This window comes from Monashia sp. NPDC004114, assembly GCF_053603855.1.
Window position 1 is genome coordinate 1 of record NZ_JBSGGK010000004.1, and the last position, 14,529, is coordinate 14,529.

A 14,529-nucleotide genomic window follows, 5' to 3' on the forward strand; every position below is an offset into this window, starting at 1 on the left:
GGATCGTGGTGCGGGCCCGCTTGTGGTCACCGGCGACCGCACCCACGTACCCCAGCGCACGCATCCGCCGCTCCACCGTGCACCGCGCGACCGGCTCGTACGGCTGGGTCGTGGCCTGACCGAACGCATCCGCGCGATGCTGCCGGTTCAGCGCCTTCCACATCTTGCGAGCCCCGTACACGCCGTAGTTGGCCTCCCACAGCCGCGCGATCCGCTCATCCAGCGCCGCGTCACTGAGCGCCCGCCGCGACGGGGGCCGGGACCTGGCGGCGTAGTACGTGCTCGGGGCGATCTTTGCCTCAGCCTCGGTCAAGACTGAGCAGATCGGCTCGACCCCGAACTGGTCCTTGTACTCCTCGATGTACGCGATCAGCGTGGCGATGGGCGGTCGAGCTCCGCCGCGAAGAAAGCCGACGCGCTCTTGAGGATCGCGTTCGCCCGGCGCAGCTCCCGGTTCTCCTTCTCCAGCTGAGCAATCCGCCCGGCCGCGTCGACCGGTCCCGGCGACCCTCCCGCGACCTGGCCCGGGGCGCTCGACCGGCCCGAGCGCAGCCAGTTCCGCAACGTCGCCGCCGGGATCCCCAACTGGTCACCCACCTGGCTACACGCCGTCCGCAGACCCATCCCCGGGTTGTCCCCGAGCGTCTCCTTCACCATCCGAACCGAGCGCTCACGCAGCTCGTCCGTGTACTTCCTCGGAACAGGCATGACTCCACCCTTTCGTGGGATCAGACCCTCCACCAGACCCGGGGCGATTCAGTCTGCCCTCATAAAGAAGCCACACCACGGTGGCCCCTTGTCAGCCACGTCATGGAGCCGGTGTGGCGAGTCGACTCGGTTCAGGCCCGGCTCGGCGCTCGGTTGCCAGTGCGGGCGGCGGTACGGCGCTCCGGCGCCGGCGCAGGCGGCAGTACGGCGCTCCGACGCCGCCGGGCCACGCCATCGAGCCGGCGTGGCGAGTCGACTCGGTCTGGCCCGGCTCGGCGCTCAGTTGCCGGCGCAGGCGGCGATACAGAGCTTCAGCCGCCGGTGTAGGCCGCGATGCACCGCTCCGACGCGGCCCGGGCCGCCGCCTCGTCGTCGCCGCTCGCGATCTGCGCGTCGCGCCACGCCGTACCGCTCTCGGTCATGACCTGCTTGCCCTCGGGGCTCATCGTCCACGCCGCGGCCTCCGCAGGGTCCATCGAGATCGACGACTCGAGGTAGAGCGACAGGCCGAGCAGCATCATGTCCCAGCCGATCCCGACGGCTCCCGGGCCGAACTCGGCCCATCGCTCGTCGTCGACCTGCGCAGTGTGAACAACGTGCAGGCTGCTCTCGTCGTCGGTGCCCGAGAGCGTGGCGACGACCCAGGAGACGTCGCCGCCGTACTCCCACGTGACGGCGATGCGCTCGGTCGGCACGCACTCCTCGACGACGCCTCCGGCATTGCCCTGGAGCTGGTACCGGCCACCGATCCGGAGGTCACCCGTGATCGGCATGAGCCAGCGTGAGATCCGCTCACCGGTGGTGACGGCGTCCCACAGCTCGGCGACGCCGACCGGGTAGCTCTGGGTAACGGTGACGCTCTTGGTCGGCGCACCCGCCCGCTCTCCTGCGGAGACGGTGCGGTCGATGGACCTCACGTGGTCGATGGCAGTCATGGCTTCTCCTTTGTCGGCGACAGGTCAGATGGTCGGGTCTGTGGTGGCCTCGGTGGACGCGCCGGATGACGCATCGGCGCGTGTCTCGGGGCGGGGTCGGCTCGGCGACCGCGCCGCAGCTCCGTGCCGAGGGCGTCAAGACGCTGGCCCCAGAAGGCGCGGAACTGCGCCACCCACGCGTCGAGCTCCTCCAAGGGACCCGGCTCGACGGCATACATGCGGCGGGTGCCCTCCGCGCGAACGGACGCGAACCCGTTGTCGCGCAGCACCTTGAGGTGCTGGGAGACGGCGGGATGCGAGATGCCGAACTCCCCGGCGATGACGGCCGCGAGCTCACCCGAGGAGCGCTCGCGGCCGTCATCGCCGGCGAGCAGCTCGAGGATGCGCCGGCGGACCGGGTCGCCGAGGATGTCCAGCGCATGCATGCCTCAGTATTTGCACGACGGCTTAATTAAGTCAAGACGCAAGGAGTTAGAGCGCCGTCGAAAGGTAGTCGGGAGCGGACAACGCGAACGCCTCCCGCGTCACCTCACCGCCGACGAAGAGCGCCGTCGCCCACACGTCGGCCCACAGCAAGGTCGGCCCGATGACGGTCACCGACCCGGCGCGCCCGACCAGCTTGCCGGCCGCCGGGTCGTAGAGGTGAGCGCCCCGCGCGGCCGTTCCCGAGGTGGCGACGGCACCGTGTGTCAGCGACACCGTGCTCGCGATCTGGCTCCGGTCGTGAGGATCCTCGATCCCGACGCGCCAGGCAATGGCATCCTCACCGGCGAGCGGCATCTCGGGGTGCGCGCCGATGAGCATGTCACCGCCTGCATTGAGGCAGAAGGAGATCCGAGGCAGGTTAGCCAGGGACCTGGCTGCCAGGTCGACGGCCCAGCCCTTCACGAAGCCGGTCGGATCGAACGCAAGGTCGCCGTCGCCGGTCGGCAGCAACGTCGTGAAGGCACCGTGGGTCAGACGCTCGGCCCGCTCACCGATGGCCAGAGCCTCTCTGACGAGCGGGCTGCACGCGCCGAGGCCCACCTCCTCTCGACGCAGCCGCATCAGGTCGGAGTCGTCGCGGTAGGTCGAGAAGATGCCATTCATCTCGCGCATCGTCCGGAAGGCATGCGCCACGGCGACCTCGGCCTCGGGCCCGTCGACGGCATCACCCCTCAAGTGGATGCTGACCGGCATCCCCATGATCTGCTCCACCCATGCCCGGCGTGCCGGTACGTGTCTGACCCACGTGCTCATCCTGTGCCTCGCTCTCCTCGGTCCTGTCGGGTGGTTTCGTATGCTGCTGGGTGCGGTATGCCGCTGGGCTGCGTCGCGCGTGATGGTGGCCTAGATGTGGGCCGCGTCGATCGCCGACTGCAGGGACTGCGTGTAGCCCTCCCACGTCACCGTCGCGCCGGAGACGACGTCGATCTGCGCCGACTGCGCCTGGACGGCCTCGCCGTTGTAGATCGGGACGGCTTGGGAGTTGATCATCTGGTCGTGCCGGTCCTGCCACGGGACCTGCAGCACGTCGACCGCGGTGATCTTGCCGTCGGCCACGGTGATCTGGACCTGGACGGCGCCGTAACGCGTCATCACGGCGTCCCCGGCGTAGGTCTTCTCCGCGCTCGATGCCGCAGACGTGCCGCCCGACGAGCCCGTCGAACCCGATGAGCCCGAAGAACCTGACGAGCCCGAAGAACCTGACGAGCCGGAGACGGCGTTCGGCGCCACCTTCCGGGTCTCGGAGGTCGCTGCGGTGGGTGGCAGGGTCGACGAACGGGACGTGCTGTAGCTGAAGAGCAGGACGAGCACCGTCAGGGTGCTCATTGCCCAGATGACGATCCTTCGCATGGGGGGCTTTCTGGTTCGGGTCGGTCTGGTGAGGTCGGAGTCGGGAGTCGAGGTGCGGTCGGAGCGCGCTAGTAGCTGAAGCGTTCGTGGTGGATCGACTCGGCCGGCACGCCGGCCGAGTGTGCGGCCTCGATGACGAGGTCCATCCAGTCGGGGTGGCCGCACACGTAGACGTCGCGGTAGGCGATGTCGGGCACGATGCGCAGCAGTGCACCGGCGTCGCCGAGCCCGGCGGAGTCAGCGGGCAGCCAGCTCTGGCGGTCGCGGGGACGGTGACCGACGACCGCGACGACGCGGGCGCCCTTGGCGCGGGCGAGGTCCAGCAGCTCACCGGCGAGGACGATGTCGGCCTCCCGCGAGACGCGGTAGATGACCACCGTCGAGTCCGGGCCGGCCGGGAGCTCCTCGAGCAGGGCACGCAATGGTGTGATGCCGATGCCGGCGCCGATGAGCACCGCACGATCTCGTGTCCGGACGCCCGAGTGCATCCGGCCGTAGGGCCCTTCGACCAGCACCTTGGCGCCTGGCCGCAGGCCCGCCAGCCGCGCACTGCCTTCACCGACCGCGGAGGCCGTGATCCGCAGGCTGCGGCCGTCGGGGGCCGCCGACAGGCTGTACGGGTTGGCCCGCGTCCAGCCGGGGCCATCGACGAACCGCCACTGGAAGAACTGCCCGGCGCGCACCGGCATCCGGTCGAGCCGCCGGCCGGAGACCACCACGGAGGTGACGGTCGGCGACTCGGCCACGACGTCGGTCACGACGAGCCGGTGCCGGTACGACCGGACGAGCGGCAGCGCGACCCGGAACACGAGCACCGAGGCGAGCGCGGCGGCATACAGCCCCCACCAGAAGACGGTAGACACGGTGCTCGCCCGGAAGTCCTGGCCCGTCCAGAGCTGGTGCGGCAGCGCCAGTCCGGCACCGAGGTACGCGTAGAGGTGCAGCAGGTGCCACGACTCGTAGCGCAGCCGCCGCCGGGCCACCTTGACCGACGTGACGGCGACCATGACGAGCGCGACCGCGCCGGCGAGCGCGAGCAGCATGCCCGGCGAGTGGAGGACCTCGTCGAGGAACGTGCCGATGACCCCGATGCCGGTGCCGAGGCTGTAGCCGACGATCGTCACCACGATGTGCGTGAGCACGAGGCTGATCGACGTGAAGCCGACGATGCGGTGCAGGCGGGCGAGCTCGTCCTGGCCCCAGGCCTGCTCGATCACCGGGACGCGTGCCATGAGGAACAGCTGGATGAGGATGAGCGCCGAGCCGACGAGCCCGCACAGGCGCCCGACACTCGTCACTGCATCGCCGACGGTGTCCGACGCCGTCAGCCCGCCACCAGCGACCCACAGCGCTATGACGAAGAGAAGCACGGCCCAGGCGAGCGAGGCGGTCAGGTCACGCCACCAGAGCGGGAGCCGCGTCAGCGTGCGCGCCTCGGACAGGGTGGCTGCGGACATGGGACGAGCCTTGTGCGGCACCCTGTGGGTCACCTGTGGGGGCGGGATGACGTCCGTGTGAGCGATCACTCTGCGCATCCGGCGACCTGGTGACGACGGCTGGCGACCCTGGGCGACCACCGTGTTACACCCTCAGGGCACCGTCAGGACCACCAGCCGACGAGGCTCCCGCCGATCTTGACGATGAAGGCGGTGACGATGAGGACGAACACCGCCCGGACGAAGCCGCTCCCCCGGGCCACGGCGGTGCGGGCCCCGATGTACCCGCCGAGGAGGTTGGCCCCCGCCATGACCAGGCCGACCTTCACCATGACCAGGCCCATCGGTGCGAAGACCGTCAGCGCGCCGAGGTTCGTCGCGAAGTTCGTGATCTTGGCCTTGGCGCTGGCCTCGAGGAAGTTGTAGCCGAGCAGGCCGACGAGGGCGAAGACGAGGAAGCTGCCGGTGCCCGGGCCGAGCGCGCCGTCGTACACCCCGATGACGAAGCCCGTGATCATGGCGAGGACCACGTGCCGCGGGCCGTGGAACCGCAGGATCGACTCCCGGCCGAGGTCGGGCTTGAACAGGGTGTACGCACCGACGACGACGAGCAGCACGAGGATGATCGGGTTGAACGCAGACTTCGGGATGTGCAGGCCGATGAGCGCGCCGATGACCGCGCCGACATATGCGACTGCGGCCATCGGCAGAGCCGTGCGCAGGTCGGGCCGCACCCGGCGGTAGTACGTGATCGAGCTGGTGGCCGTGCCGAAGATCGAGCTGAACTTGTTCGTGGCGAGCAGCTGAGCCGGGCTCGCTCCGGGGAGCCCGACCAGCAGCGCGGGCAGCTGCACGAGGCCACCGCCGCCGACCACCGCGTCGATCCAGCCGGCGACGAGCGCAGCGAGCCCGAGGAAGACGAACGTCGTGAGAGAGGGGTCGCTCACGCCGTCCTTTCGTTCCAGCCCGTGACGATCGTCAGGATGTCCGCAAGCTCCTGCGCCACGGCGTCAGGCGTAGCGTCGTGTGACACCTGCTGGTCCACGGGGATGGTCGAGTGCGGGATCCAGATCGCGCGCATGCCGACCTGCTGGGGACCGTGGACGTCCTCGTAGGACCGGTCGCCGACGTAGGCGCACTCCCCTGGCGCCACGCCGAGCACGTCGGCCGCGTGCGCGAAGATCTCCGCACGCGGCTTCACCCACGGCGTCTCGCTGGAGTAGACGTCACCGTCGATGAGCTCGAGCACGCCGTCGCGCTCGAAGATCGAACGGTGATACGTGCGGTCCCAGATCGTGTTGGACAGCACGCCGACGCGAATCCCATTGTCACGCAACGCTTCCCACAGCGGGCCGATCGCAGGGTGTGTCAGCGTGTGCGGTTCCCAGAACTCGCGGTATGCCGCTGTGCCTGCCTCCGTCATCGGGTGGCCGTGGGGCAGCCCGCACTCCGCGAGGATCTCGTGCAGCCGGGCACTCGCCCCGTCCGAGCGCCCGCGCTTCCACGCGAGGTCCTCAGCGGCATACAGCTGCGCGGCAAGGTCGCTCCGGGCGCACGCGAGCGCGCCGACGCCCTCGGCGAACGCCGTCCACTGCGCGAGCATGTCGACCGTGTGCCACGGCGTGATCGTCCCGCCCCAGTCGAAGATGACGGCGGCCACGCCGGGCAGCGTCGCCTCGCCGGTCACGATCCGCGCACCTCCGACACGAGCTCGCCGACGACGGTCTCGAGCCCGACCTCGCGCCGCTCGCCGGAACGGCGGTCCTTGATCTCCACCGTCCCGTCCGCGAGACCGCGGCCCACGACGACGATCGTCGGCACGCCGATGAGCTCGGAGTCCTTGAACTTGACGCCCGGGCTGACGCCCTTGCGGTCGTCGACGAGGACCGACAGCCCCTGCGCCTCGAGCTCGCGCGCGATCTCCTCCGCCTTGACGAAAACCGGCTCGTCCTTGCCCGTCGCGACGATGTGCACGTCGACCGGGCTCAGCTCGCGCGGCCAGACGATGCCCGCCTCGTCGTTGTTGCCCTCGACGACACAGGCGACGGCCCGCGAGACGCCGACGCCGTAGGAGCCCATGACGACCGTGACGAGCTTGCCGTTCTGGTCGAGCACCTTGAGATCGAGCGCCTCGGCGTACTTCTTGCCGAGCTGGAACACGTGGCCCATCTCGATTCCCCGCGCACCCTCGAGGACGTGGTCGCAGTTCGGGCAGGGGTCGCCGAACCGGACCTCGGCCGCCTCGATGGTGCCGTCGGCGGTGAAGTCACGCCCGGCGACGAGGTCGATGACGTGCCGGCCGGCCTCGTTCGCCCCGGTCACCCAGCGGGTCCCCTCGGAGATGCGCGGGTCGAGCAGGTAGCGGATACCGGTCGTCCCGTCGAGCCCGAGCGCCCCGGGCCCGATGTAGCCCTTCGCCAGCCCCGGGTGAGCGGCGAAGTCCGCTTCGGTGAACGCGTCCACCTCAGCGGGCTCGACCTGGGCGCCGAGGCGCTTCTCGTCGACCTCACGGTCGCCGGGCACGCCGATCGCCAGTGGCTCGCGGGTGCCGTCGGGGTGCACGAGGGTGACGACGACGTTCTTCAGCGTGTCGCCCGCCGTCCACGAGCGGTCGTCGCGCGGGAACCGCTCGTTGAGGTGGTCGACCAGCGTCTCGATGGTCGGGGTGTCGGGAGTGTCCTCGGCGTGCGCTGCGGGCACGCCGTCCCACCCGACCGGCGCGGGAGCCGGCACCTTGACGGCCTCGACGTTGGCGGCATACCCGCAGCTCGTGCAGTGGACGTAGGTGTCCTCGCCCACCTCTGCCGTCGCGAGGAACTCCTCGCTCTTGCTGCCGCCCATCGCGCCGGCCATCGCCTCGACGATGACGTAGTGGAAGCCGAGGCGGTCGAAGATGCGCACGTAGGCATCACGGTGCGCCTGGTACGACTTGTCGAGGCCCGCCTCGTCGACGTCGAAGGAGTAGCTGTCCTTCATGACGAACTCACGACCGCGAAGGACTCCGGCGCGCGGTCGCGCCTCGTCGCGGTACTTCGTCTGGATCTGGTAGATCGACAGCGGCAGGTCCTTGTACGAGCTGAACAGGTCCTTCACCGCGAGGGTGAACATCTCCTCATGGGTCGGCCCGAGGAGGTGGTCGGCGCCCTTGCGGTCCTGCAGGCGGAAGATGTTGTCGCCGTACTCGGTCCACCGGCCGGTCGCCTCGAACGGCTCCTTGGGCAGCAGCGCCGGGAAGAGCAGCTCCTGCGCGCCGATGGCGTTCATCTCCTCGCGGACGATGCGCTCGACGTTGCGCAGCACCCGCAGCCCGAGCGGAAGCCAGGTGTAGACACCGGGGCTGACACGGCGGATGTAGCCGGCGCGGACGAGCAGCTTGTGGCTCGGGACCTCTGCGTCCGCCGGGTCCTCGCGAAGGGTGCGCAGGAACAGGGACGACATGTGCAGGGCCACCGGGACTCCTTGTTGGGCGTGGTGCTGTGGGGTCGAACCCCGGAAGGATATCCGGCGATGCCGTCCCGCTGGCTCCCGGATTGTCGTCCGGCCGGCCGGGTGCCCTCAGGCGGTGGGCTCGTCGGCGGTCAGGTCGACCTCGAGAGCGACCCGCTCGTCGAGGCCTCGGCCCGGCAGCACGCTGAGGTCGGTGACCTCCGCGCGGTAGAGGGCCAGGCCCGCGGCGCCGAGACGGGCCTGGTCCCAGGGCCCGGCCCCGTCCTCCTCGCTCCAACGGGAGTACGTGGCGATGGCGGCCGGCACCTCCGGGTCGGGCACACGCACCGCGTGTCCGCGCGCGTAGACGCCGATCCCGGTCCCGAGCGGCTGGGTCGAGTCGAAGACGACGAGCGACACCTCAGGGCGCTGCTCGATGTTGCGCGAGTGCTCTGAAGCGGGACGGGAGACCCAGTAGAAGGTCCGCAGCTGGTCGGCCGCGAAGTAGACCGGCGAGGCCCACGGCATACCGTCGGCGTCGGCCGTCGCGAGGACGACATAGTGGTTGGCGAGAACGACCTCGGCGGCGATCCGCCGGTCGCCCGTGGCGGTGACTCCTGCTGACCTCGTCATCGCTCCACCCTACGGGCGAGGATGCAGCCTCGTTGCCGCACGAAATCCGCGTGCGGCCGTCACCCGGCGATGCCATCGTGTGCCGTATGCCGCCCACCTCCGTCACGTTCACCCTGCTCACCGACCCCCACGAGGCCAAGAGGACGGTCGCTCCGCTCGTCGAGCGGGACCCGGAGTCGATGAGTGTGCTGTCGAGCGTGACCGAGGGGCTCGTGTCCGACCCGACGCGCTATGTGGGGCCGCGGTGGTGGGTTGCCCGGGACGCTGCCGGCGAGGTCGTCGCCGCGTTCATGCACACGCCGCCGCACCCGCTGCACATCGCCGTGTCGACTCCGGACCAGGCGCGCGGCCTGGCCGAGCTGCTCGCGAGCGAGAGCGAGACCCTGCACGGCGCCTCCGGGCTCCGCGAGCCCGTCGAGGCCTTCGCCTCGGAGTGGGTGCGCCTGACAGGCACCACGGCCGCCGTCGAGATGGAGGTCGGCCGGTTCAACCTGCCCGAGCGCCCCCACCTGCCGTTCGAGGTCGCCGGGCGCTTCCGGCTCGCCACGCCGGACGACGCGACCGTGGTGGACGCATGGAGCCAGGACTTCGTCGACACGATCGAAGGGACCACGGTCGCGACCGGCGGCCGGGTGGTGAACAGCCTCGACCAGCACGTCGCCGCCGGGCTCGTCGGGATCTGGGAGGTCGACGGCATACCCGCGTCGATGGCGTACGCGTCGCCGACGAGCGGCGGGGTCACGCGCATCTCCGGCGTCTGGACGCCGGTCGAGCTGCGCGGCAACGGCTACGCGTCGGGTGTCGTGCACGCCCTGAGCGCGGCCCGCATGGACGCGGGAGCGCGGTGCATCCTCTACACCGACCTGGCCAACCCCACGTCGAACGCGATCTACCAGGCGATGGGCTACCGCCGCGACGGCGACAACGTCTCGATCCGGTTCGGCCCTCAGACCTGACGCTCCTGCCAGGCCCCGGAGGTCGTGCTGGAGGCGACGTACGGCTGGTGGTCGGCGATCGAGGCTGCAGTCCGGTGGCGCGCAGGGCTGCCGGAGTTCCTCGCGACCCGTGCGGAGTTCGCGATCGACACCTCGGTAAGCGGCAAGCTCGTGACGTGGCCTGGCCCGATGGTTGGCTGACACGTACGCTCCGAGCGCCGATAGACTCCAGAGCGTGGTGGCGGCTCCCGGCCGGGTCCGGCTCGCCGAACTCGTGGCAACCATCTCGCTGGGCACGGATCTCGGCCTTGGGCAGCCGATGGAGCACGTCATCCGGCAGACCCTCATCGCGCTGCGGCTGGCCGACCTGCTCGACCTGCCGGGTGCCGACCGCGAAGTCGTCTACTACTCCGGCCTGCTGGCCTGGGTTGGCTGCCACACCGACGCCTACGAGCAGTCGAAGTGGTTCGGCGACGACCTGGCGTTGAAGCGGGACGCGATGTTCGCCGACTGGTCGCCGGTCGGTGCCGCGCGGTTCCTGGCCGGGCACGTCCGCGCCGGCGCCCCGCCGATGGAGCGGGTGCGCACCGGACTGGCGTTCCCGGGCGAGGGGCGGCGCTGGTTCTCCTCGATGCTCGAGAACCATTGGAAGACGGCCGACCTGTTCGCGGACCGGCTCGGGCTCGGTGAGGACGTCCGTGGGAGCCTGGCCGAGTCCTACGAGTGGTGGGACGGGCGTGGCCTGGCCGGCCTCGCGGGCGAGGAGATCCGGCTCACCTCCCGCATCGTCTACCTCGCCGATGTGGTGGCCGCGTTCGAGCGGTTCGGAGGGCGTGACGCTGCGCTGGCCTGCGCGCAGGAACGCAGCGGGTCGCAGTTCGATCCGGCGCTCGTCGAGTTGTTCTGCGCGCACGCGCCCGAGCTGCTCACCGGCATCGACGCGGAGTCCCACTGGTCGGAGATCATCGCCGCCGAGCCTGGCCTCGAGCGGATGATCGACGAGGACGGGCTCGACCGAGTGCTCGCCGCGATGGGCGACTTCGCGGACCTCAAGTCGCCCTACTTCATCGGGCACGCGGCCGAGGTTGCCGACCTGGCCGGCCGCGCCGCCGCCGCGATGGGGCTCGCCGCTGAGAACGTCCGTACGATCCGGTGGGCCGGCCTGGTCCACGACATCGGCCGGCTCGGCGTCTCGAACGCGATCTGGGACAAGACCGGACCGTTGTCGCTGACCGAGATGGAGCGGGTGCGGATGCACCCGTACCTCACCGAGCGGATGCTCACGTCCAGCCCGGCGCTGTCCGAGATCGCCGCGGTCGCCGGACTCCACCACGAACGGCTGGACGGATCGGGCTATCCCCGCGGGCTCTCCGGGTCCTCGATCCCGACCTCCGGTCGAGTGCTGGCGGTCGCCGACCGCTACTCGACCTTGATCGCGGGCCGTCCGCACCGGCCGCCGCACGCCCCCGAGGCTGCGGCCGCGCTGCTGCGCGACGACGTGCGGGCCGGTCGGCTCGATGGCCCCGCCGTGGAGGCGGTGCTCACCAGCGCGGGGCACCGGGTGCCACGACGCGCTGCCTGGCCCGCGGGACTCACCAACCGAGAGATCGAGCTGCTGCGGCTGCTGACGCTCGGCCTGACCAACCGAGCGATCGCCGATCGGCTGCACCTCGCGCCGAAGACCGTCGGCGCGCACATCGAACACATCTACACCAAGACCGGGGCCACGAACCGCGCCACCGCGGGACTGTTCGCGATGCAGCACGGGCTCATGTCCGACTTCGAAAGATAGGGCGTTCACCCGATTCCGTCCCGGTGTCGGCTTCCTAGCCTCCAGGCATGAGTACTTCCACCGTCGAACGCACCAGCGCGAGCATCCCCGCTAACGGGATCGAGATCCACTACGTCGAAGTCGGGTCGACCAACCTCCCCGACCTGGTCCTCCTGCACGGAGGGCTGGTCACCACCAGCCCGATGTGGGAGCAGGCGCCCGTGGCGTACAACGCCCACCTCGAGCTGCTGGCCCAGCACTTCCACGTGATCGCGCCGGACGCTCGAGCCTCCGGCCGGACCCGTCACGTCGGCGGGAAGGTGTCGGTGAGCCTGCTCGCCGACGACGTTGCCGCGCTGATCGCCGCACTCGGGCTCGAGCGACCCGCGGTCGCGGGCTTCAGCCTGGGCGGCATGGTCGCCACGATCCTGGCGATTCGCCACCCTGGGGCCGTCGGCGCAATTGTCAACGACGCCGGCTGCGACTGCTTCGACCCCGACTCGCCGAGCTTCCCGATGGGGCGCAAGATCTTCGGCGGGTCCGAGGACGCCACGTCCGGCTCACCGGAGGCGATGGAGGCCTTCTTCGGCGCCGACCCGCACATGAGCGTCGTATTCGAGCTGATGAAGGCCGACCAGGACGCGGCCGGTGGCCCAGGCGCGTGGCGAACCTACGTCCAGCACTTCTTCGAGACGGCATCGCAGTGGCCCGGCTACGGGTTCGCCGACCTCGAGGGGATCGACGTGCCGGCACTGGTGCTCGGCGGCGACCAGGACTACTTGTCGCGGCCCGAGGACGCCGTACGGACGTACCGCGCGCTGCCGCACGGTGAGCTGGCGATCGTGCCGGGCACCGGGCATGAGATCAACGCGGAGAAGGTCGGGATCATGGCCGACTTCCTCGGGCGCCACCACGCAGGCGGCGCGCGCACCTCTGCCGACGGCCAGTGACCCGTCCGGTGCGGCGGCCGGAATTGGTCGTCGTCGGTCCTGCCGGGCGGGCTGGACGTTGGGCTCGAGAGTCATCGAGAGGTCCCGGGAAACGACGGGCGACGATCCCGAGACGTCCCGAGACAGGTGAAGCCCTCCGATGGCGAACCATTTCAACAGTCCCGTAGCCAACCCGACGTCTAACGCGAGCTACCAGGCGACGGGCTACAGCCGCGGCCGCGACAACGTCTCGATCCGGTTCGCGTGAAACACCCTCAGAGCAGGACGGTCGTGAACGCCCCGACCTGCCGGAACCCACATCGGGCGTAGGTCGACCGCGCCGCAACGTTGAAGTCGTTGACGTAGAGGGAGACCTCGTCGGCGAGCCCGTCGAGCACCTGCTCGACGACGGAGGCCATGGCCGGCACCGACAAGCCCTGGCCGCGCAGCCGCGGGTGCAGCCACACCCCCTGCACCTGGGCGCAGCCCAGCGCCAGCGACCCGACGTCGGCCTTGAAGACGACCTCCCCGTCCTCGACCTTGACGTAGGTGTGGCCCGCACGGATCAGCGCCCCGATGCTGGCGCGGTAACCGCGGTCGGAGCCGTGGTACGGCGGGTAGCCGATCTCCTCGGTGAACATGTGGGCAGCCGCCGGCAGGACGATGTCGACCTCGTTGAGCCGGGCCGGGCGGACGTCGGGGTCGAGCGGCAGCCCGAGGGTCGAGGGCCGGGTGCTCGTCGTGAGCAGCGGCTGATGCGTCCGGATCGCGCGCACCGGGCCCCACGTGGGACCGAGGCGTTCCCAGAGCGCGTTGACCTGCTCTGACGGCCCGAAGAGCGACGCACACTGCCGGCGCATCCGCATGATCCGCGTGGCCATCGCGGCGATACCGTCGTCGTCCAGCTCCACCGGCACGACGTTGGCGCTCACCCACGCCAGGCCCGCCAGCTGTCCGTCGCTCCAGTGGCCGAGCAGCGAGCCGGGTGACGACGCGATCGACCCTTCGACGATCCGTGCCGCCACGAACACGTTGGCCACCCGGTCTCGCCCACAGCAGGCGAGCGCCGCGGCGCGGTCGGCCACCGACAGCGGCCGCACGGGGAGGCGTTGGCGGAGCACTCCCCAAGACTGCCCGCCGCCGGGCCGGGTGTCACCCCGGCACGCCTCACGGATGCGTCACGATGGGGCCGTCGTGCCGGTACCGACGGACACATCAACGTGCTTCCGTTGCGCGCCTTCACGCTCAGCCGTATGCCGGCCGACCCACTTGCTATGTCCGTGCGGCCTGCGACGCTCGACAGAGAACCGATCGCACCCACTCCTGGTCGAACATCACCTGCTCGTAGGCGAAGCGGAACACGCGCCAACGGCCGAGCACGAGCTCGTCGTAGCGCCAGCAGTCCGCAGCGATCTGCCTGCGGTTCGTGTGGAACTCGTGGCTGTCAGCCTCGACGACCAGCCCCAGGTCGACATCGACGAGATCCGGCACCACCCGCTGGCCCGCGACCACGATGCCCACCTGCGGTCGGAGGCGCAGGCCGGCAACGTCAAGGCTGATGGCGCGCAGCACCGACTCGAACGGGTTCGCCGCACGGGCCGAGGCGTGCGCGAGGACGCGAAGCACCTTCGGCCGACCGGGACCCTTGACTTCGGCCATCGCCCGGGCAAGGTCCGAAGGTCGCACGGCTCGATGACGCAGGGCAGAGTCGGCGATGGCCAGCGCCTCGTCCAGCGGGAAGGAGCGGGCACAGTCGATGACCGTGCGCAGCGGAGAGGTCACCCCGGCCTCGGCATCGTGCACGGCGATCCGCGAAGAGTGGATCCGCGCCCGTGCGCGAGCGTCGACGGTGATCTTGCGACCGGCGGGGACGGTTACCTCGGGCAGCGGTGGAACGGTCTTCACCCTCCATCCATGCGC

Annotated in this window: 17 protein-coding genes and 1 other annotated feature; of the genes, 4 read left to right on the top strand and 13 right to left on the bottom strand. The window is 70.4% G+C overall.

Annotated features, from left to right (window positions below; all coding sequences use genetic code 11):
- The 11 genes from ACWEOW_RS06890 to ACWEOW_RS06940 all read right to left on the bottom strand — a co-directional run.
- A partial coding sequence (locus tag ACWEOW_RS06890; protein ID WP_452268434.1) for an IS3 family transposase occupies window positions 1-313 on the bottom strand: 313 nt, incomplete at its 3' end.
- Window positions 284-412, bottom strand: a sequence feature (AL1L pseudoknot). It overlaps the preceding gene by 30 nt.
- On the bottom strand, window positions 370-708 hold the full coding sequence (locus ACWEOW_RS06895; protein ID WP_452268435.1) for a transposase: 339 nt from the start codon (window positions 706-708) through the stop codon (window positions 370-372). Its footprint overlaps the feature before it by 43 nt.
- A gap of 311 nt (window positions 709-1,019) precedes the next feature.
- Window positions 1,020-1,643 carry an SRPBCC domain-containing protein gene (locus tag ACWEOW_RS06900; protein WP_452268436.1) on the bottom strand — a complete coding sequence of 208 codons (624 nt, stop codon included), beginning with the start codon at window positions 1,641-1,643 and terminating at the stop codon, window positions 1,020-1,022.
- Entirely contained in the window at window positions 1,640-2,068 is a 429-nt protein-coding gene (locus ACWEOW_RS06905; RefSeq protein ID WP_452268437.1) for an ArsR/SmtB family transcription factor, read from the bottom strand. Before ACWEOW_RS06905 ends, ACWEOW_RS06900 begins: the two co-directional genes overlap by 4 nt.
- A gap of 46 nt (window positions 2,069-2,114) precedes the next feature.
- Window positions 2,115-2,882 carry an FAD:protein FMN transferase gene (locus tag ACWEOW_RS06910; protein ID WP_452268438.1) on the bottom strand — a complete coding sequence of 256 codons (768 nt, stop codon included), beginning with the start codon at window positions 2,880-2,882 and terminating at the stop codon, window positions 2,115-2,117.
- 90 nt (window positions 2,883-2,972) lie between these two features.
- Window positions 2,973-3,455, bottom strand: coding sequence for an FMN-binding protein (locus ACWEOW_RS06915; RefSeq protein WP_452268439.1), 483 nt, complete (start codon window positions 3,453-3,455; stop codon window positions 2,973-2,975).
- A gap of 92 nt (window positions 3,456-3,547) precedes the next feature.
- Window positions 3,548-4,936 carry a ferredoxin reductase family protein gene (locus tag ACWEOW_RS06920; RefSeq protein ID WP_452268440.1) on the bottom strand — a complete coding sequence of 463 codons (1,389 nt, stop codon included), beginning with the start codon at window positions 4,934-4,936 and terminating at the stop codon, window positions 3,548-3,550.
- A gap of 143 nt (window positions 4,937-5,079) precedes the next feature.
- Window positions 5,080-5,862 (bottom strand): TSUP family transporter, encoded by a 783-nt coding sequence (locus ACWEOW_RS06925; RefSeq protein ID WP_452268441.1) that lies wholly within the window; start codon window positions 5,860-5,862, stop codon window positions 5,080-5,082.
- Window positions 5,859-6,602, bottom strand: a complete 744-nt coding sequence (locus ACWEOW_RS06930) for an HAD family hydrolase (RefSeq protein ID WP_452268442.1) — start codon at window positions 6,600-6,602, stop codon at window positions 5,859-5,861. The genes ACWEOW_RS06925 and ACWEOW_RS06930 overlap by 4 nt, the downstream gene beginning before the upstream one ends.
- Entirely contained in the window at window positions 6,599-8,365 is a 1,767-nt protein-coding gene (locus tag ACWEOW_RS06935; protein WP_452268443.1) for a proline--tRNA ligase, read from the bottom strand. Before ACWEOW_RS06935 ends, ACWEOW_RS06930 begins: the two co-directional genes overlap by 4 nt.
- Before the next feature lie 105 nt (window positions 8,366-8,470).
- A complete protein-coding gene (locus ACWEOW_RS06940) occupies window positions 8,471-8,974 on the bottom strand; it encodes a pyridoxamine 5'-phosphate oxidase family protein (protein ID WP_452268444.1) in 504 nt (167 codons plus the stop codon).
- Window positions 8,975-9,060: 86 nt separating this feature from the next.
- On the opposite strand from ACWEOW_RS06940, the gene ACWEOW_RS06945 reads away from it, so the two are divergent.
- From ACWEOW_RS06945 to ACWEOW_RS06960, 4 genes are read left to right on the top strand one after another with little or no spacing between them, the layout of a single operon-like run.
- Entirely contained in the window at window positions 9,061-9,930 is an 870-nt protein-coding gene (locus tag ACWEOW_RS06945) for a GNAT family N-acetyltransferase (protein ID WP_452268445.1), read from the top strand.
- Between the two features lie 24 nt (window positions 9,931-9,954).
- Window positions 9,955-10,110: a hypothetical protein gene (locus ACWEOW_RS06950; protein ID WP_452268446.1), complete on the top strand. Its 156-nt coding sequence runs from the start codon at window positions 9,955-9,957 to the stop codon at window positions 10,108-10,110.
- A gap of 34 nt (window positions 10,111-10,144) precedes the next feature.
- Complete coding sequence (locus ACWEOW_RS06955; RefSeq protein WP_452268447.1) at window positions 10,145-11,701, top strand: HD domain-containing phosphohydrolase; 1,557 nt, start codon at window positions 10,145-10,147, stop codon at window positions 11,699-11,701.
- A 47-nt stretch (window positions 11,702-11,748) separates the two neighbouring features.
- Window positions 11,749-12,630 carry an alpha/beta fold hydrolase gene (locus tag ACWEOW_RS06960; protein ID WP_452268448.1) on the top strand — a complete coding sequence of 294 codons (882 nt, stop codon included), beginning with the start codon at window positions 11,749-11,751 and terminating at the stop codon, window positions 12,628-12,630.
- Window positions 12,631-12,884: 254 nt separating this feature from the next.
- Here the strand turns inward: ACWEOW_RS06960 and ACWEOW_RS06965 are convergent, their stop codons facing one another.
- Together ACWEOW_RS06965 and ACWEOW_RS06970 are read right to left on the bottom strand one after the other, a co-directional pair.
- Entirely contained in the window at window positions 12,885-13,730 is an 846-nt protein-coding gene (locus tag ACWEOW_RS06965; RefSeq protein WP_452268449.1) for a GNAT family N-acetyltransferase, read from the bottom strand.
- Window positions 13,731-13,881: 151 nt separating this feature from the next.
- Complete coding sequence (locus tag ACWEOW_RS06970) at window positions 13,882-14,514, bottom strand: endonuclease domain-containing protein (protein ID WP_452268450.1); 633 nt, start codon at window positions 14,512-14,514, stop codon at window positions 13,882-13,884.
- Window positions 14,515-14,529 lie beyond the last annotated feature (15 nt).